Here is a 17,003-nt window from a genome sequence, read left to right as displayed (position 1 = left end):
CTGCGGGCGGCGGCCCGGTGCCGGGTTGCGGCGGGTCGCGGCCGGGTCAGAGCGCCAGCTTCATGCCCTCGTGGCTGGCCACGAAGCCCAGGTCGCGGTAGAACCGGTGCGCGTCGGCGCGCTGCTTGTCGGTGGTGAGCTGCACCAGCGCGCAGCCGTGCTCCCGGGCCCGGTCGATCGCCCAGCGCATCATCGTCCGGCCCAGCCCTCGGCCGCGCCGGTCGGAGCGGACGCGCACCGACTCGATCAGGCAGCGTTCGGCGCCGTGCCGGCCCAGCCCCGGGATGTACGTGAGCTGGAAACAGCCCACCAGCTCCCCGCCGTCGTCGGCCACGATCAGATGGTTACGCGGGTCCGCGTCGAGGTCGGTGAAGGCCCGCTCGTACGCCTCGTCCACCTCGGGCAGGTCGCGGGTGCGGCCCAGCACGTCGTCGGCGAGCAGCGCGAGCACGGCGGGCAGGTCGGCGCGAACCGCCTCCCGGAAGATCACCTCGGTCACCGGGCCAGCGTGGCACAGCGCCGCGCGCCGGTGTCGCCCGGGCGGCGTCCCGACGGGTCGCCCGGTCGTGCCGCTCGTCCGGCCGCGTCGCCGGGGCGCGGCGTCCGGTTGCGCCGTCCGTGGTCAGCGGTCGTCCAGCCAGCTCCGCAGCGCCCACCACCAGTGCACGGTCTCCGGCACCGTGCACCGCGCCCCCTCCTCCACCGGCGGCCCGCCGGTCAGCTCCCGCAGCCGCCGCAGCCGGTAGCGCACCGTGTTCGGGTGGACGTGCAGCTCGGTGGCCGTCTGGTCCAGCCGCTGGCCGTGGTGCAGCCAGGCGAGCGCGGTGCCGGCCAGCTCCCGGTGGAACTCGTCGGCCGGATCGAGCGCGCCGAGCAGCGTGCCGCGCAGCAGCTCGGCGAGCAGCGGCTGGGCGGCGAGCGCGGTCTCCCCGGCCAGGTCGGTGACCTGACGCAGCCCGCGTAGCCGCCGGTTCGCCGCCGTGGCGAGTGCCGCCAGGCAGAGCGCGTACATGGCCGGGGCCCGCGCCAGCGGCTGCGCGGGCGCCACCAGCGTCAGCAGGTCGGCCGGTACCGCGTCGGGCGGTCGCGGCAGCAGCCCGGCCAGCCGGTCCCCGACCGTGCCGAGCAGGCCGCCGCGCGCGGTGAGCTGCCGGTGCAGCGCGTACGCCCGGACCGGGTCCGGTGGCGCGGCGACCAGGCAGTGGTAGCGCCCGTCCGGCCGCAGCCCGAACCGGGTCAGCTCGGCCGGGGGCAGGCCCGCCGGGCCGTCGCGCAGCAGCCGCCGCAGCAGGTGGGCCCGGGCCGCCGCGCCGGTACGAGCCAGTTCCCGTTCGGCGCCCCGGTGCCCGTCGACCACCGCCCGCTCCACCGCCGCGGCGTACCGGCCGATGGTGAGCAGCCCCTCCAGCAGCACCTCGTCCGGGATGCCGGCGGCCCGCCCGTGCCGGACCACCAGCTCCACCGCGCGGTCCCGCCCGGCCTGCACCCCGCGCAGCAGACCGGCCACCGAGACGCCCTGCGCGGCCCGGTCCGCGCCCAGCCGGCGCGCCTCGGCGAAGTCACGTCCGGCCGGGTCCTCACGGCGTTCCAGCGCGCCCAGACCGCTTGTCAGCAGCAGCACGACCTGGCGGCGTACCTCGTCGGCCGGCAGCCGGGCCACCTCGGGGGAGTCCGCGCGGGCCGCCCGCGCCACCTCGTCGACGGCGGCCGGATCGGCGGAGAGGTCGCGCAGCAGCGCGCCGAACGTCGGGGCCTGTCCGATCCGGGTCATCGGCGTCCGCCGCCCTCCGGTTGTCGACGCGGCACAACCGGGCCGCGCGGGCGTTGGCGTCGGATCCCTAGCCCGAGCGGGCGGCCGGTTGCTCTCCTGGTTGTTACCGCAAGGTAACACCGCTCGTGCCACTGAGAAACGTCGATGTCGTACCGCTGCCAGGAGGCGTCCATGACACCCGTGCCACAGCACCCGTCCCGTGTCCGCCGCCGTCGCGCCGGCCTTGCCGTGCTGGCCGCGCTCGCCCTGGTCGCGCCGGCGCCGCTGGTGACCGCGCCCGCGCCGGCCGCCGCCGCGGCAGCGCTCCAGGAGGTGATGTTCGTCGGCAACAACTGGGACGGCACCGCCGACGTGATCCGGTCCCGCGGCGACTACGCCAAGCTCGGCCGGATCAACGTGATCCCGGACCGCGCCGCGCGGCTGCGCGAGATCTACCTCAACCCGATCAAGCTGGCGTTCTTCCTCGGCATCCGGCAGGGCCCGGGGGAGGGCCACGACCAGCTCATCGACGACATGTACACCACGCCGGACGGCACCGCGCTCGTGGTGTCCCGGCCCAGCTTCGCCGACGTCGTCTCGATCGACCTGGCCACCGGCGCGCTGCGCTGGCGGTTCCCGGTCTCCGGCTACCGCGCCGACCACATGGCCGTCTCGCCGGACGGCACCCGCGTCGCGGTCTCCGCCTCCACCTCCAACACGGTGCACGTGCTGGACATCCGCTCCGGCGCGCAACTCGGCTCGTTCGGCGCCGGTGACAAGCCGCACGAGAACATCTACACCGACGGCGGCACCCGGCTGTGGAACATGTCCATCGGCGAGGTCAACACCGACCTGGACGCGCCGTGGCTCGACTGGACCAAGGGCGACCGCCGGATCACCGTCGCCGACACCGGCACGTACCAGGTGGTCAAGGTGATCGACATGCGGGACCGGCTGGACGCCGCCGGCCGCCGGGACCTCTCCGACGCGGTCCGTCCCGCCGTGTTCACCCCCGACGGCAGCCGGCTCTACTTCCAGGTGTCCTTCTTCAACGGCGTCGTCGAGTACGACGTGGCCACCGACCGGGTCACCCGCGTCGCCACGCTGCCGAAGAACCCGGCCACCAGCGAGGACCGCACCACCTGGGTCAACGACTCCCGGCACCACGGCCTGTCGATGAGCCCCGACGGCACCCGGATCTGCGTCGCCGGCACCATGGACGACTACGCCACCGTGCTGGACCGGGCCACGCTGCGTGAGGGACCGCTGGTGCCCGCGAGCAAGCCGTACTGGGCCACGGTCAGCGGGGACGGCCGGGACTGCGTGATCTCCGAATCCGGTGCCGACCAGGTCACCGCGATCAACTTCGCGACCGGGCAGAAGGTCGCGAGCGTCCCGGTCGGCGACCACCCCCAGCGGGTACGCATCGGGCACATCGCGGAGGGCTGGACGCCTCCGGCCGCCGGCTGACGCCCGGCCGCACCGTCACCGGGCGGGGCAGCGCAGCCCCTCCCGGGGGACGGTGAGCGAGATCAGGTACGCGTCGACGGCAGACGTGACGCACGACGTCTGCGGGTACGCGGTGTGCCCCTCGCCCTCCCAGGTCAGCACCCGTCCCACGCCGAGCATCGACGCGAGCGCCGGTGTCTGCTCGTACGGCGTGGCCGGGTCGCCGGTGGTGCCGACCACAAGGATCGGCGGGGCACCGTTCGCCCGGCCGGTCGGGTACGGATCCCGTTCGCCGGGCCACTCCACGCAGCCGAGCATCCCCACCGCCAGGGCGGGACCGAACAGCGGGTACTTCTGCCGCCACTGCGACTGCAACGAGCGGACCTGCTCACGGGACGGCTTCTCGGTCTCGTCGGCGCAGTTGACAGCCAGGTTGGCGTCGAACAGGTTGGAGTAGTGGCCGTCCGGCTCGCGGCCCGCGTACGAGTCGGCCAGCTTGAACACGCCGTCGGGGTCGCCGCCCTGCAGGTCGTCGATCGACCGGGCCAGCTCCTGCCAGCCCTGCTCGGTGTAGAGCGAGGAGATCACCGCGTAGAAGACCCAGCCGGCGGTGGCCTTGCGGCCGTCCTGCGCGCGGACCGGGGAGACCTTCGCCTTGGCGATCGCGTCGGTGACCGCGCCCCGGGCGTCCGGGGCGATCGGGCAGCGGCCGGCGTTCGCCGCGCACCAGTCGGCGAAGTTGTCGAACGCCCGCTCGAAGCCCTTCGCCTGGCTCTCCGACCCGGCGATCAGCTTCTGCTGCGGGTCGACCGCGCCGTCGAGCACCAGGGCGCGCACGCGTTGCGGGTAGAGCTGCGCGTAGGTGGCGCCGAGCAGCGTGCCGTACGAGTAGCCGAGATAGGTCAGCTTGTCGTCACCGACCGCCGCGCGGACCGCGTCCATGTCCCGCGCGGCCTGCTCGGTGCCGTAGAGCGGGAGCTGGTCGCCGTACTTCGCGCCGCACCGCTCGCCGATGCGCCGGTTGAGGCCGACGAACCCGTCGAACGACGACTGGCTCTCCGGGTCGGGGTCGTAGCCGAAGCTGGCGTCCAGGTCGGCGTCGGAGATGCACTTGACCGGGCTGGACCGGGCCACGCCGCGCGGGTCGAAGCCGACGATGTCGAACCGGTCGGTGATCGCCGTCGGCAGGCCGCCGAACGCCGGGCCGAAGGACAGGTAGACGGCGGTGTCGACACCTGACGCGCCGGGACCGCCCGGGTTGATGACAAGCGAGCCGATCCGGTCGCGCTGCTTGGTCGAGCGGGCCCGGATCAGCGCGATCTCGAACGTCTCGCCGGCGCCCGGACCGGCGGTCGCGCCGGTGGTGGCCCCGGTGCCCCAGTTGCGCGGCACCGCGATCCGGGCGCAGTCGTAGCGCATGTCCGCCGCGCCCCGGCCGACCAGCTCGTCGGGCACCTCCGGGCAGGCCCGCCACTCCGGAGCGGTACCAGGCGGCGCTGCCTCGCCCTCGCTCTCGGCGCGCGGGGCGAACGCCGGCAGCGTGCAGCCGGCGGTGAGCACCACCGCCGCGACGAACGCGGCCAGGACGGGCCGGAACCGGCGGGTACGGTCGGGGAAGCGGGTCACGTGGGCGCCCTCCATGATCGTGTCGACCGTCAGGCTACGCCCGGCCGCGGGTGTCACCGACCGTCGCCGCCGGATCGCCGCGCAGCACCTCGTCGACGTCGTAACGGATCGGGCGGTCGAGCTGGCCGTAGTCGCAGGAGCGGGGATCACGGTCGGGACGCCAGCGCACGAACCGGGCGGTGTGCCGTAGCCGGTCGCCCTCCATCGCGTCGTACGCCACCTCGACCACCAGCGCCGGGCGCAGCGGCTCCCACTCCAGGTTCTTGCCGCCGGTCCACCGGCTCACCCCGCCCGGGATGCGCTGACCCCGCTCGTGGTCGCCGTGCACCCACGGGTGCTCGCCGCCGACGTCGCGGTACGGCTCCAGCTCGTCGAGCAGCTCCTTGCGGCGGGCCATCGTGAACGAGGAGCTGACGCCGATGTGGTGCAGCACGCCGTCGTCGTCGTAGAGGCCGAGCAGCAGCGAGCCGACCACCGGACCGGACTTGTGCCAGCGGAAACCGGCCACCACCGCGTCCATGGTGCGGGCGTGCTTGACCTTGGACATGAGCCGCTTGCCCGGCTCGTACGGCAGGTCGGCCGGCTTGACGATCAGCCCGTCCAGCCCGGCGCCCTCGAACACGTCGAACCAGCGGCGGGCCGTCTCCGGGTCGGTGGTCACCTGGGTCACGTGCACCGGCGGGCGAACCCCGGACAACGCCTGCTCCAGCCGCTTCCGCCGCTGGGGATAGGGCTGGTCGATGAGCAACTCGTCGTCGATCGCCAGCAGGTCGAACGCGACGAAGTCGGCCGGGGTGGTCTCGGCCAGCAGCTTCACCCGGGAGGCGGCCGGATGGATGCGCTGGGCCAGCAACTCGAAGTCGAGCCGGGGCTGCCCACCCGGGCCGTCCCGCCGGATCACGATCAGCTCGCCGTCGACCGCGCACCGGGCCGGGAGCTGCCGGCGGGCCTGCTCGACCACCTCGGGGAAGTAACGCGTCATCGACTTGCCGCCCCGGCTGGCCAGCTCGACCTCGTCGCCGTCGCGGAACACGATGCAGCGGAAGCCGTCCCACTTCGGCTCGTAGGTCAGTCCGGCATCGGTGGGCAACTCGGCCACGCTCTTGGCGAGCATCGGTTCGACCGGAGGGTTGATCGGCAGGTCCACGGCGACCAGTCAACCAGACCCCACCGACAGTGGTGGCGCAGATCACCGCCGGTGGCCGGGCGGCGTGTCCCGTACCGGCCGCGTTCGTCACCGCCGCCCGAATGGTGAAGCCGCAGGTCAGAGCTACCGTCGCGGCGTGCCGGAGTGGAGTTGCGGATGCTGCGGGCGCTGGCGGGTCAGCGTCGAGTTGATCCGTGGCCGCTACCGCTACCGGCTGGCGCACCGCTACCCGCCGGAGCGCGGCGGCGGCGTGAACGTCCTCGGCGAGGTCGGCTCGGTCACCGAGCTGGAACGCCTGCTGAGGCGGTACGCCCCGGTCACCCTGGCCGACCTCCACGAAGCCGCCTGACCCCCGCGCGTCTCGACTCCCCGCTCCCCGCCACCCGTCGCCACCCCGCCGATCTTGGAGTTGTGGCGCCTCGCAAAGGTGGCGAGCGGGACATCCTGGGCGCCACAACTCCAAGATCGCGGGCGACGGGCGACGGGCGACGGGCGACGGGCGGCGGGCGGCGGGCGGCGGGCGACGGGTGACGGGTGACGGGTGACGGGCGACGGGCGGCGGGCGGCGGGCGGCGGCGGGGTGGGACTCGGGCATAGGCTGAGTGGACCGTCCACGGGGGAGGGAAGAAGCCCATGCGGTTCACCGAGTCCGTCGACATCGCCGCCGACGTCGACCGGGTCTGGGAGGTGCAGAGCGACGTCGAGCGCTGGCCCGAGTGGACGCCGTCGGTCACCGCCGCCCGTCGGCTGGAGCCCGGTCCGCTGCTCCTCGGCTCGACGGCCCGGCTGGAGCAGCCCCGGCTGCGCCCGGCCGTGTGGCGGGTTGTGGAGATCTATCCGCCGTACTCGTTCGCCTGGGAGTCGGCGAGCCCCGGCGTGCGCACCCGGGGTGAGCACCGGCTGATCCCGCTGGAGGACGGGCGCACCCGGGCCGAGCTGATCCTGGTGCAGACCGGTCCGCTGGCCTGGCTGGTCGGACTGCTCGGCGGCTCCACCATGCGCCGCTACCTGCGGCAGGAGGCGGACGGGCTCAGGCGCCGCTGCGAGCGGGACTGACCGTCTTCTCCAGCACGGCCAGGCGGTTGCCGTTCTCGTCCGGCCGGTGCGCCACCACCCGGTACCCGCGGCCCGCGTACAGGGACAGGTTCGCCGCGCTGTCCGCGCCGGTGAACAGCGCGAACCGGGTCACCCGGCCGGCACACGCCCGTTCGACGGCGTCCAGCAGCCGCCCGCCGACACCCCGGCCCTGCTGGTCGGGGGCGACCGAGAGGCGGCCCACGTGTGCGGTGCCGCGGTCGACGCGGGCGCGGACCGAGCCGACCAGGCGGGTGCCGCGCCGGGCGGCGAGCACCACGTCCGGCCCGGTCAGGGCGGCCCGTACCTCGTCCAGCGTCTCGGTCAGCGGCGGCAGGAACACGTCGCGGTAGCGCTGCGCCTCCACCAGGTACGCGGCACGCTGCACGGTGAGGATCTCCCCGGCGTCGTCGAGGCCGGCGGGGGCGATGGTCACGTCGGTCACCGGCTCAGCTCACCACAGCGCTCCCGGGCGGCCGTACGCTGGCGGGGGTGTTCCCATGAGCGTGGAGGTGACAGGCGTGCCGGAGCTGACGTACCCGGAGGTGGGCGCGACCCGCGACGGCGCCCTGCCGGCCGGTTACCACCACCTGCGCCACCGGGTCCGGCTGCCGGACGGCGGTTTCCCGCTGGCGGCGGACGCGGTGCTGGGCTGGCGGCTGCACCGTGCCGCAGGCGTCGTGATGCGCGCGGACGCGCCGCGCGCCGCCCCCGGGGTACGGGTCACGCCGGGGCTCGGTGTCGGCCCGGTGCGGTTGTGGGGCCCGACCGAGGTGGTGTGGGCGGTGGACGAGCCGGACCGGGCCGGGTTCGGCTACGGCACGCTGCCCGGGCACCCGGAGGTCGGTGAGGAGGCGTTCCTGGTGACCCGGGGCGCCGACGGCGTCTGGTTCGAGGTGACCGCGTTCAGCCGCCCGGCCCAGTGGTACGTGCGGGCCGGCGGGCCGGTCGTGACGGGTTTCCAGCGGGCGTACGCCTGGTGGCTGGGGCGGACGCTGCGGCGGCTGTGCCGGCGGCGCTGAGCGGTCAGTAGCGGGCGAAGGAGCGGATCGGGGCGCGCGGGCCGTACTTCGGCGCCTGGATACCGGCCGCCTCCAGCAGCACGCACACCCGGCCGCGGTGCCCCCGGAACGGCTCCAGCAGCGCCAGCATCCGGGCGTCGTCGCCGCGCGGCTCCCCGGCCAGCGCCCACGCCACGGTGTTCGGCACGTGGTAGTCGCCGACGCTCACCGCGTCCGGATCCCCGTACGCGATGCGCACCACCTCGGCGGCGGTCCACGGCCCGATGCCGGGGATCGCGGTGAGCCGCCGGGTGGCCTCGGCCGAGTCGGCGCAGCGTTCCAGCCGGTCCGCGACGGCCGCCGCGCGGCGCAGCGTGTCGGCGCGCCGCTGCTCGACCCCGAACGGGTGGAACACCCAGTACGGCGTGGCCGCCACCGCGGCGGGCTCCGGCGGCAGCAGCAGGGGTTGCAGCGGGCCGGGGGCGGGTTCGCGGAAGTGCCGCACTGTGGCGGCGTACGCCCGGTACGCCTCCTTGCCGGTGACCTTCTGCTCGAAGACGGCCCGCAGCAGCCGGGGAAAGATCTGGCCGGTGGCCGGCATCCGCAGCCCGTGGTGCGTGTGCGCGAGGCGGGCCACCAGCGGATGCGCGGCGGCCAGCGCGGCGAACCCGGTCAGGTCGTCGCACAGTCCGGCGATCCGGTCGGCCCGCTCGACCACCCAGCCGGCGCCCGGGCCGTACCCCTCGGCGGTCAGCTCTCCCGCCTCCGGGCGCAGCGCCAGCGTGGCCGGGCCGTCCGGGGTGCGGGTGGCCCACCAGAACGTGCCGGCGGCGATCCGCGCGCACGGGTCGTACGGGCTGAACGTGAGCGCCCGCACCGACGGGGCCAGGCGGTAGCCGGCCGGCGGGCGCAGCGTACGGCGGGCGTCGGGCGAGGTCACCAGGCCACTCTGCCACGCGGCCTGGCCGTGACGCCGGGCACGCCTGGCCGGGAGGCGGGCCGATGCCGGTGCGGCCCGCCTCCCGGGGTTCGCGACGGTGACCGGCCGCGCCCTCCCCGGCGGCGACCGGTCACCGTGTCCTGGTGCGTCAGTACGAGTAGTCCGAGCCGCCACCGGAGGAGCTGCCGGCCGCGGGCGGCGCGACCGCCTTGGGCGTGCCGGTCGGCAGGCAGGTCAGGTTCTTCTTGCCGTTCGGGTCGACCACGAACCAGGTGCCGCCGACGCCCTGGCCCTTCCACTGGCCGGGCTTCTTGTCGCCGATGTAGCGGTAGACCGGCCAGCCGCCGATGGTGAGCTGCCGGGTGCCGTCCTGGCGGGTGATGGTGCCGACCTTGTCGTCGGAGACGCCCTGCAGCTTCGGGTTGCCGTCGGTGAGCGACGGCGGCCAGACCTCGGCGCACTTGTCCACGCAGTTGGACTGCGGCGGATCGTCGGAGTCCTTGTCGAACCGGTACAGCACCCAGCCGTCCTGGTCGGTGACGACGCGGCCCATCCGGGGCAGCTTCTTGCCGACCAGCTCGTCGGTGATCTTCACGTTGGCCGGCGGTGCCTTGTCCGCGACCGGCTCCTCCTCGGGAGCCGCCGACACCTCCGGTTCGGCCGCCGCGGTGGGTTCGGCCGCGGCGACGGCGACCGGCTCGGCCGCGCCCGAGTTCGCCCCGTTGTAGCCTGCGGGGGCGCAGGCCGTAAGTGCGACCATCGCGCTCGCGACGATGACGGTCGTCCGCTTGTGGTGTGCCACGTGCCCTCCTCGTTCTTGGCAGTTCGCCGAGTAGTACGGGCGCGGCACTGTCAAGGTTGAACCGACAACGGTGGCACATTTCACAGTGGACCGTTTGAACCGATGGGCGTCCCGCTGCGTGCGTCAGCACGAGGGGGTCCGTCGGCCGGGCACGACACGACGGCGCCGGGTGGCCGAGCCACCCGGCGCCGTCGGCACCACCGATCAGATGTCGTCCACCGTCACCAGCGTGCTGGCCACCCCGTTCGCGTCGACCGACTGCACCTGAAGCTTGTCGATGTCGCGCACCGGGGCCGAGGTGGACGCGCTCAGCTCCAGCGGAAGCTGGTTCTGGTTCGTCCCGTAGCCGCCGACCGGCACCGACCAGGTGGAGATCACCTCGCTGGTGGCGTTCTTGCGGACCACCACCAGCCGGCACGTGCGCGGCCCCGGCAGGCGGCTGAGCTGCACCGCGATCTGCGTGCCGTACTCCTTGCGGGCCAGCCACATCGTGGTCTGCACGCCGGTACCCGGATCGGTCGCGTTGTGCTGGTCGCCCTCGATGTCCTCTTTCCCGCCGACGCCCGGGTCGTTCGGGTTGCCCGGCTCGCCGCTCGGCGCGACGCTCGGCGCGGCAGGCGTCGGCACCGCCTGCGGCGGCGCCGGATCGTCGCCGAGCATCCCGGCCGCCGCCGCGCTCGCGCCGCCGAACACCACCACAGCGGCCGCTGTGGCCAGCAACTGCCGCACCCGGGTACGACGGCGGTCCCGCCGTACCGCCATCAGCGTCCGGTCCAGCAGCGCCGGATCGGTGTGCGTCTGCTCCAGCGCGGCCATCGCCTCGCCGTCGATGCCGGAGAGCAGCCCCACCACCGGGACCATCGTCTCCAGTTCCGCAGCGCAGGCCCAGCAGGTGGCCAGATGCTCCTCGAACCGCTCCGCGTCCTGCGCGTCGAGCACGCCGAGCGCGTACGCGGCGACGTCCATGTGATCGGCCCGGCTCATTCGGTCACCCCCCTCTCCTGCAGAGCCGTGCGCAGCGCGCGCAGCGCGTAGTAGACCCGCGACTTGGCGGTACCCAGCGGAAGCCCCAGCTCCTCGGCCGCCTCCGGCACGGTGCGTCCCCGGAAGTACGTCGCCACCAGGATCTCCCGGTGCGACTGGCTCAGCGTACGCAGCGCGTCCGCGACGGTCATCGTGCGCAGCACCCGGTCGGTGCTGTCCGACTCGGCGAACATGGTCAGATCCCGGTCGTACGTCTCGGGCGGGCGGGCCTGCTCGCTGCGGTGCTCGTCGATGGCGATCCGCCGGGCCACGGTGACCAGCCACGGGCGCAGCGAGCCCTGGCCCTGCACGCCGAGCCGGTGCGCGTTGCGCCAGGCCCGCAGCAGCGTCTCCTGCACGATGTCCTCGGCGCGCTGCCGGTCCCCGCCGGTCAGGCGCATCACGAACATCAGCAGCGGGCCGGCGTGCTCGGCGTACAGCAGGCGGATCAGCTGGTCGGAGTGGCTGGCCTCGGCGGAGGTCGCCTGGTGGCGTCCGGGAGCGGGTCGCGGCGGCACCGGGTCATTCTGGCGATCGGCGGACCGGGCGTCGACCCCCCGGCCCGAACGCGAGGCGCGCGAGTGTGGTTGTGCCCGGGCGAACATCCACTCGGGCCGCGCCACTTCGCCGTGCCAGCCGGCCGCCACCGCATGCATGCAGACCTCCGCTGTCCAATGACATCAGCCGGCCCCCCACGGGCATGGCCGCCCGGTGATACGCAGCGATCAGCCGATCGGATCAACGTTTGACGGAAAATATTCCCGGCGGCGGGGGAGTGGAGTCGACGGCGTCCGCGTCGCGGACCACCGCCGCGCCGCCGGTGAACCGGTCCAGCTCGGCACCGGCCAGGACCCGGCCGGGGAACCAGTCGCCCGCCGCCCGCCGGGTCAGCTCCGGCACCGGCGGCTCCACCCGGGACGCCACCAGCACCAGGTTGCCGTAGCGACGGCCGCGCAGCACCGCCGCGTCGCCGACCAGGCAGGCCTGGGGCAGCACGGTCCGCACCGTCGCGACCTGGGCGCGGGCGTGGCGCAGCGGCGGGCCGTCGGCCACGTTCGCCAGGTAGCTGCCGCCGGGCGCGAGCACCCGGGCCACCTCGGCCGCGTACTCCACCGAGGTCAGGTGCGCGGGGGTACGGGCGCCGGCGAACACGTCGGCCACGATCACGTCGTACGCGCCGTTGCGGCTCGACGTCAGCGTCGCCCGCGCGTCGGCCACCCGTACCTTCAGGCGCGGATCCGACGGCCAGGGCAGCTCGCGGCGGACCAGATCCACCAGCGCACCGTCCACCTCGGACACCCGCTGCGTCGAACCGGGCCGGGTGACCTGCACGTAGCGGGGCAGGGTCAGCGCGCCGCCACCCAGGTGCAGCACCCGCAGCGGCGTCCCGGCCGGCGCCACCAGGTCCAGCGCGGCTGCCAGCCGCCGGACGTACTCGAACTCCAGGTGCGACGGGTCGTCGAGGTCCACATGCGACTGCGGCGCACCGTCGAGCAGCAGCGTCCAGGAGCCCGCACGGTCGGCGTCGGGCACCAGCTCGGCCCGGCCGGTGTCGACGTCGGCCACCACCCGGTCGGAGTCGCGTCGCCGGCCCATCAGCGCCGCATCCCGCGCGCCGCGGCGGTGAGCACCCGGTGCAGCAGCCGCGCGTCGCCGAGCATGCCGCGCAGCCGGCGTTCCAGCCCGGCGATCGGCACCAGGTTCTGCGGGGCGCGCGGATCCTTGTACGGGGTGGAGGCGAACCGGGGCAGCGTCACCAGCGACAGGTCGGCAAGCGCGATCGCCTCCGGCACGGTCAGGTCGGCCGAGCACTCCACCCGCACGATGCCCGCCCACGGCGCGCCCGCGCGCACCGGCAGCCGCAGATACCACGACCAGCCGCCCCACGCCGTGCCCAGCCGGAACACCGGGCAGCGCTCGCCCGGCGCCAGCCCGGTCACCACAGCCGTCAGCCGGGCGTCCAGGTATTGGCTGTGCTGCGTCTTGATGTACCCGAGCGTGCGCGGCAGGTTGCGCCGGCTGCGCAGCGGACCGTCCACCACCAGCAGGTCGCCGTCGGTGCGTACCGCGTCGGAGACGGCCACCTCCAGCGCGGTCAGCGGCGCCTGCACCGCCGCGGGCAGCTTGCTCAGCTCACCGGTGCCGCTGACCCGGTGCACCGGATAACGGACCGTCCCGGCGATCACGTCCTGCGCCGACGGGCTCGCCGTGAACAGCCCCCGGCCCACCCGGGCGCCGGCCATCTCGGCGGCGCCCCGGTCCAGGTCGCAGCGCACCACACCGGCCGCGTACGAGGCGGCGATGCCGGGGAACGAGCCGCCGTCCTCCTCGGCCGTCCAGACGCTGGCGTCGATCCGGCGTACCCCGTCGACGAGCAGCACCACGTCCGGTGACCGCACGTCCGCGCGGGGGCCGATCGCCCGCCAGTCGGTGGCCGGCAGCTCGACGTCGGCGTCGACCTGGGCGCTGCTCGGCGCGGCCGGCCCGGACCCGCCGGCCGCCTCGAACGACGCGCCGTACGCCGGATCCCACGCGTCGACGAAGAACGCCGGCGACTGTGACGTCACAGGCCGGTCCGTTCCACGCGGGCCGTCCGCGCGTCCTTGCGGACCTCGAACCGGACCGGGATGCGCTCGGCCAGCGCCGGCACGTGGGTGACCACGCCGACCATCCGGTCGCCCCGGGCGGCCAGGTTCTCCAGCGTCGCCGCGACCGTGTCCAGCGTCGCCGCGTCGAGCGTGCCGAAACCCTCGTCCAGGACGATCGACTCCAGGCTGGCGGCGGTGGTGGACATGCCGGCGAGCTGCTCGGACAGCGCCAGCGCCAGCGCCAGCGACGCCTGGAACGTCTCCCCGCCGGACAGCGTCCGCACCCCGCGCCGCAGCCCCGCGTCGTGGTGGTCGACCACGAAGAACTCACCCTTGTCGTGCACCAGGTCGTACTGCCCGCCGGACAGCTCCCGCAGGATCCGCGACGCGCCGTCGACGAGCAGGTCCAACGCCTCGGTGAGCAGCCAGCGCTCGAAGTTGTTCGCCCGCAGGTGCGAGGCGAGCGCCCGCGCCACCCGCGCCTCGTGCTCGTGCCCGGCCCGCTGTTCCCGCAGCTCGGCGGCCTGCTCGCGGCGCTCGTCGAGCCGGCGCAACTCCGCCTCGGCCCGCTCCACCGCCACCGCCACGTCGCGCGGCGCGTCCTGCGGCGCGTCCAGCCCGGCGGCGGTGAACAACGCGGCGATCCCGTCGGCGACCTCGGTCGCGGCCCGCTGCGCCGCCTCCACCGAGTCGGCCAGCCCGTCGCGGTCCGCGCGCCGCGCCTGCGCCTGCTCACCCGCCCAGCCGGCCAACGCCGCCCACGCCGCCGCCACGTCGTCCCGGTCGGCGGCCGGCGGACCGAACCGGGCCAGCCCGTCGCGTACCGCGTCGAAGTCACGCCAGGCCCGGCGCAGCCGCTCCTGCGCGGCGTCGAGCGAGCCCCGCGCCCGCCGGGCCGCCTCCCGGCCGGCCCGCACCGCGCCGGCCGCCTCCTCCAGCGCGGTCCGCAGCCGCGCGTGCTCGGCCAGCGACTCGCGCAGCCGCTCCGGCGCCGGCGCGTCCGCGAGCTGCTCGTCCAGCTCGGCCAGGCGCGCACCGAGCTGGTCGTGCTGGGTCCGGGCACGCAGCAGCACCCGGTCGGAGTCACGGGCCGCGGTGTCGCGTTCCTGCACCACCCGCTTGGCCGCCTCGCTCGCCGCCCGCGCCGCCTTGCCCGCCTCGATCGCCCGGCTCACCGCCGAACCCTTCGGCACCGCCGGCACCGTGGTGACCGTCTGCTCGCACACCGGGCAGGGCGTGCCGCCGACCAGGTGCGCCCGCAGCGCCACCGCCTGGTCGGCGGCCTTCGCGTCCTCGTGCGCGCGGAACGCCGACTCCAGCTCCGTCTCGGCCCGCTGCGCGTCCGCCCGCGCCGCCGCCAGCGCCGCCACCGCCGCGTCGTGCTCGGTCCGTGCCGCGTCCACCGCCGCGCGCACAGTCGCCGCCTCCGTGGTCAGCCGGTCCCGGTCCGCGTACGCCTTCAGGTGCAACCGCAGCGCGCTCTCGTCACCGGCGGCGGCCAGCTCCCCGCGCAGCTTCTCCTCGCGCTCCTCGGCCAGCCCGACCGCGCCCGCCGCCTCGTCCGCGGCCACCCGGGCCGCCGCCACCGCCCGCGCCAGCTCGGCGGTGCCGTCCGGCGGCCGCACCCCGGCCAGCACACCCAACTCGGCGTCGAGGGCGGCAAGCGCTGCGGCCCGCTCACCCGCCGTCGCACGGGCCCGCTCCCATTCGGGTACGGCGGCAGCGACCGCTGCGGCCAGTTCCCGCATCGCGTCCACCCGCTCCCGGGCGGCGGTCAGACGCTCGTCGTCGACGTCGGCGAGCCCGCCGAGCATCTTGTCGACGGTCTCCAGCTTCGCCTCGGCCTGCCCGGCCCGCTCGACCGCCTTCTTCTGCACCGACTCGTAGACGCCCAGCCCGAGCAGGTTCACCAGGATCTGCTGGCGGGTGGCCGGCTTGGCGTGCAGGAAGTCGGCGAACTGGCCCTGCGGCAGCACCACGCAGGAGGTGAACTGCTCGTACGGCAGCCCCACCGCGTCCAGCACCGCCTGTTCCATCTCGGCCGGGGTGCCCGCCACCACCTCGCCCAGATCCTCCGGGCTGAGCCCCGTGTCGAGCTTGGTGACGTCGAAGCCCGGCGGCATGAGCTGCAGCCCGGCGTTCGCCGTCTTTACCGTGCCCCGCCCGTCGCGGCGGACCACCCGGGTCGCCACGTACCGGTCCCCGGCGGACTCGAAGACCAGCCGGACCCGCGCCTCGGTCGCCGACGGCGCCAGCGCGTTCGCCAGCCCTCGCGTGCCGCCCCAGCGCGGCACCGTGCCGTAGAGCGCGAAGCAGATCGCGTCGAGCACCGTCGACTTGCCCGAGCCGGTCGGCCCGACGAGCGCGAAGAAGTCGGCGTCCGTGAAGTCGACTGTCGTCTCGTCGCGGAACACCGTGAACCCGGCCATGTCCAGTCGCATCGGCCGCATCAGTGCTCCACCTCCTCGAGCAGCTCGTCGAAGAGTTCCCGGACACCCTCGTCGGCGTGCCCGCGGCTGTCCAGGTAGTCGCCGAACAACTCGCCCGGCGACCGGCCGGCCCGCTGGGCAGTCCGTGTCCCGCTGCCCGGAGCGGGCACCAGCTCCGGGTCGATCCGGATCTCCAGCGCCCGGGGCAGCAGCTCCTGCACCTCCTCGCGCAGCCCGGCCCGGGGCTGCTCCCGGACGTAGACGCGCAGCCAGCCCTCCGGCGCCTCGATCTCGGCGAGCTGCGCGAGCGTGCCGCGTACCGTGCGCAGCGGCACCGCGCCCGGCACCGGCACCTCCCGGACGCGGGCGGCGGTGGTGGCTGTCACCTCCACGATCGTCACCGAGCAGACGTTCTCCTGCTCGCCGAAGTCGACGGCGAGCGGGCTGCCGCTGTAGCGGATCGGGCACGGGCCGATGACCCGCTGCGAGCGGTGCAGGTGACCCAGCGCCACGTAGTGCGCGTTGCCCGGGAAGACGGTGGCCGGCACCGCGTATCCGAGCACCGTGTGCGCGTCCCGCTCACCGCCGCCGGTGCTCGCCCCGACCACAGTCAGGTGCGCCGTGACCAGGTGCACCCGGTCCGGCTCGGTGAACCCCTCGGCGAGGCGGTCCAGCACCCGGCCCAGGTGGTCGGCGTACGTCTGGTTCGCCTCGGCCGGGGTGAGCGTGTACATCTCCACCGCGCGCACCGCGTACCGCTGGGACAGGAACGGCAGCGCGGCCAGCCGCCAGCGTTCCCCACCGGCGGTGACCCCGTCGACGACGTGCTCGTCCGGGTTCTCCCGGACGCTGCCGCGCAGCGTGATCCCGGCCGCCTCGGCCCACGGGCGCAGCGCGTCCAGCGCCGCGCCGTTGTCGTGGTTGCCGCCGATCGCCACCACGTCGGCCCCGGTACGCCGCAGCGCGGTGAGCGCCCGGGTGACCAGCCGCGTCGCCTCCGGGGTCGGCGCGGCGGTGTCGTACAGGTCACCGGCGACGATCACCAGGTCGGGCCGCTCACGCTGGGCGATCTCGATGACCTGGGCGAGGACCTGCTTGTGCTCCTCGGCCCGGGACTGCCCCTTGAGGACCTTGCCGACGTGCCAGTCGGAGGTGTGCAGGATCTTCATCTGGT

Annotated in this window: 17 protein-coding genes; 4 read left to right on the top strand and 13 right to left on the bottom strand. The window is 74.9% G+C overall.

From position 1 onward, the window contains the following. Positions 1 to 46 precede the first annotated feature (46 nt). The gene (locus ACPCK6_RS09830; protein WP_396883887.1) at positions 47 to 499 is read right to left on the bottom strand and encodes a GNAT family N-acetyltransferase; all 453 of its coding nucleotides are present in this window, start codon (positions 497 to 499) and stop codon (positions 47 to 49) included. A gap of 123 nt (positions 500 to 622) precedes the next feature. Then, a complete protein-coding gene (locus ACPCK6_RS09825; protein WP_423480920.1) occupies positions 623 to 1,771 on the bottom strand; it encodes an RsbRD N-terminal domain-containing protein in 1,149 nt (382 codons plus the stop codon). A gap of 171 nt (positions 1,772 to 1,942) precedes the next feature. Between ACPCK6_RS09825 and ACPCK6_RS09820 the strand changes: the two genes are divergently transcribed. After that, the gene (locus ACPCK6_RS09820) at positions 1,943 to 3,220 is read left to right on the top strand and encodes a YncE family protein (protein WP_423480919.1); all 1,278 of its coding nucleotides are present in this window, start codon (positions 1,943 to 1,945) and stop codon (positions 3,218 to 3,220) included. 15 nt (positions 3,221 to 3,235) lie between these two features. Here ACPCK6_RS09820 and ACPCK6_RS09815 read toward each other — a convergent pair whose 3' ends face one another. Further along, on the bottom strand, positions 3,236 to 4,840 hold the full coding sequence (locus ACPCK6_RS09815) for an alpha/beta hydrolase (RefSeq protein ID WP_262013500.1): 1,605 nt from the start codon (positions 4,838 to 4,840) through the stop codon (positions 3,236 to 3,238). A gap of 19 nt (positions 4,841 to 4,859) precedes the next feature. Next, entirely contained in the window at positions 4,860 to 5,972 is a 1,113-nt protein-coding gene (locus ACPCK6_RS09810; protein WP_396883884.1) for an ATP-dependent DNA ligase, read from the bottom strand. Between the two features lie 136 nt (positions 5,973 to 6,108). Here ACPCK6_RS09810 and ACPCK6_RS09805 point away from each other — a divergent pair, with 136 nt between their 5' ends. Together ACPCK6_RS09805 and ACPCK6_RS09800 are read left to right on the top strand one after the other, a co-directional pair. Further along, on the top strand, positions 6,109 to 6,321 hold the full coding sequence (locus ACPCK6_RS09805; protein ID WP_423480918.1) for a hypothetical protein: 213 nt from the start codon (positions 6,109 to 6,111) through the stop codon (positions 6,319 to 6,321). A gap of 284 nt (positions 6,322 to 6,605) precedes the next feature. After that, complete coding sequence (locus ACPCK6_RS09800) at positions 6,606 to 7,028, top strand: SRPBCC family protein (RefSeq protein ID WP_396883882.1); 423 nt, start codon at positions 6,606 to 6,608, stop codon at positions 7,026 to 7,028. Here ACPCK6_RS09800 and ACPCK6_RS09795 read toward each other — a convergent pair. Next, on the bottom strand, positions 7,003 to 7,491 hold the full coding sequence (locus tag ACPCK6_RS09795; protein WP_423480917.1) for a GNAT family N-acetyltransferase: 489 nt from the start codon (positions 7,489 to 7,491) through the stop codon (positions 7,003 to 7,005). The two genes, ACPCK6_RS09800 and ACPCK6_RS09795, sit on opposite strands and share 26 nt — an antisense overlap. 55 nt (positions 7,492 to 7,546) lie before the next feature. On the opposite strand from ACPCK6_RS09795, the gene ACPCK6_RS09790 reads away from it, so the two are divergent. After that, positions 7,547 to 8,068: a DUF1990 domain-containing protein gene (locus ACPCK6_RS09790; RefSeq protein WP_423480916.1), complete on the top strand. Its 522-nt coding sequence runs from the start codon at positions 7,547 to 7,549 to the stop codon at positions 8,066 to 8,068. A gap of 4 nt (positions 8,069 to 8,072) precedes the next feature. On the opposite strand, the gene ACPCK6_RS09785 is transcribed toward ACPCK6_RS09790, so the two are convergent. The 8 genes from ACPCK6_RS09785 to ACPCK6_RS09750 form a co-directional block, all read right to left on the bottom strand. Next, on the bottom strand, positions 8,073 to 8,987 hold the full coding sequence (locus ACPCK6_RS09785) for a DNA-3-methyladenine glycosylase family protein (protein ID WP_423480915.1): 915 nt from the start codon (positions 8,985 to 8,987) through the stop codon (positions 8,073 to 8,075). Between the two features lie 148 nt (positions 8,988 to 9,135). Next, positions 9,136 to 9,789 (bottom strand): COG4315 family predicted lipoprotein, encoded by a 654-nt coding sequence (locus tag ACPCK6_RS09780; RefSeq protein WP_396883879.1) that lies wholly within the window; start codon positions 9,787 to 9,789, stop codon positions 9,136 to 9,138. 204 nt (positions 9,790 to 9,993) lie between these two features. Continuing rightward, positions 9,994 to 10,773, bottom strand: a complete 780-nt coding sequence (locus ACPCK6_RS09775; RefSeq protein WP_396883878.1) for an anti-sigma factor family protein — start codon at positions 10,771 to 10,773, stop codon at positions 9,994 to 9,996. Continuing rightward, on the bottom strand, positions 10,770 to 11,468 hold the full coding sequence (locus ACPCK6_RS09770; RefSeq protein WP_047893132.1) for a sigma-70 family RNA polymerase sigma factor: 699 nt from the start codon (positions 11,466 to 11,468) through the stop codon (positions 10,770 to 10,772). Before ACPCK6_RS09770 ends, ACPCK6_RS09775 begins: the two co-directional genes overlap by 4 nt. Before the next feature lie 82 nt (positions 11,469 to 11,550). Then, positions 11,551 to 12,408 carry a spermidine synthase gene (locus ACPCK6_RS09765; RefSeq protein WP_423480914.1) on the bottom strand — a complete coding sequence of 286 codons (858 nt, stop codon included), beginning with the start codon at positions 12,406 to 12,408 and terminating at the stop codon, positions 11,551 to 11,553. Next, a complete protein-coding gene (locus ACPCK6_RS09760) occupies positions 12,408 to 13,379 on the bottom strand; it encodes a hypothetical protein (RefSeq protein WP_396883876.1) in 972 nt (323 codons plus the stop codon). The genes ACPCK6_RS09765 and ACPCK6_RS09760 overlap by 1 nt, the downstream gene beginning before the upstream one ends. Further along, positions 13,376 to 15,850, bottom strand: coding sequence for an AAA family ATPase (locus tag ACPCK6_RS09755; protein WP_423480913.1), 2,475 nt, complete (start codon positions 15,848 to 15,850; stop codon positions 13,376 to 13,378). The genes ACPCK6_RS09760 and ACPCK6_RS09755 overlap by 4 nt, the downstream gene beginning before the upstream one ends. Then, entirely contained in the window at positions 15,850 to 16,998 is a 1,149-nt protein-coding gene (locus tag ACPCK6_RS09750) for an exonuclease SbcCD subunit D (RefSeq protein WP_396883874.1), read from the bottom strand. The genes ACPCK6_RS09755 and ACPCK6_RS09750 overlap by 1 nt, the downstream gene beginning before the upstream one ends. Positions 16,999 to 17,003 lie beyond the last annotated feature (5 nt).

It is taken from the genome of Micromonospora sp. AB353, from assembly GCF_049538395.1.
Taxonomy (GTDB): Bacteria; Actinomycetota; Actinomycetes; order Mycobacteriales; family Micromonosporaceae; genus Micromonospora; species Micromonospora aurantiaca.
The sequence above is the reverse complement of the archived record's forward strand: the minus strand, read 5'-3'. Positions and strand labels throughout refer to the sequence as shown.

What these genes read in the sequence shown, in the direction of transcription:
- ACPCK6_RS09815 (WP_262013500.1), bottom strand. Translation starts at nt 4,840, where the DNA reads ATGGAGGGCGCCCACGTGACCCGCTTCCCCGACCGTACCCGCCGGTTC.
- ACPCK6_RS09775 (WP_396883878.1), bottom strand. Translation starts at nt 10,773, where the DNA reads ATGAGCCGGGCCGATCACATGGACGTCGCCGCGTACGCGCTCGGCGTG.
- ACPCK6_RS09820 (WP_423480919.1), top strand. Translation starts at nt 1,943, where the DNA reads ATGACACCCGTGCCACAGCACCCGTCCCGTGTCCGCCGCCGTCGCGCC.
- ACPCK6_RS09790 (WP_423480916.1), top strand. Translation starts at nt 7,547, where the DNA reads ATGAGCGTGGAGGTGACAGGCGTGCCGGAGCTGACGTACCCGGAGGTG.
- ACPCK6_RS09750 (WP_396883874.1), bottom strand. Translation starts at nt 16,998, where the DNA reads ATGAAGATCCTGCACACCTCCGACTGGCACGTCGGCAAGGTCCTCAAG.
- ACPCK6_RS09765 (WP_423480914.1), bottom strand. Translation starts at nt 12,408, where the DNA reads ATGGGCCGGCGACGCGACTCCGACCGGGTGGTGGCCGACGTCGACACC.
- ACPCK6_RS09755 (WP_423480913.1), bottom strand. Translation starts at nt 15,850, where the DNA reads ATGCGGCCGATGCGACTGGACATGGCCGGGTTCACGGTGTTCCGCGAC.
- ACPCK6_RS09770 (WP_047893132.1), bottom strand. Translation starts at nt 11,468, where the DNA reads ATGCATGCGGTGGCGGCCGGCTGGCACGGCGAAGTGGCGCGGCCCGAG.
- ACPCK6_RS09825 (WP_423480920.1), bottom strand. Translation starts at nt 1,771, where the DNA reads ATGACCCGGATCGGACAGGCCCCGACGTTCGGCGCGCTGCTGCGCGAC.
- ACPCK6_RS09800 (WP_396883882.1), top strand. Translation starts at nt 6,606, where the DNA reads ATGCGGTTCACCGAGTCCGTCGACATCGCCGCCGACGTCGACCGGGTC.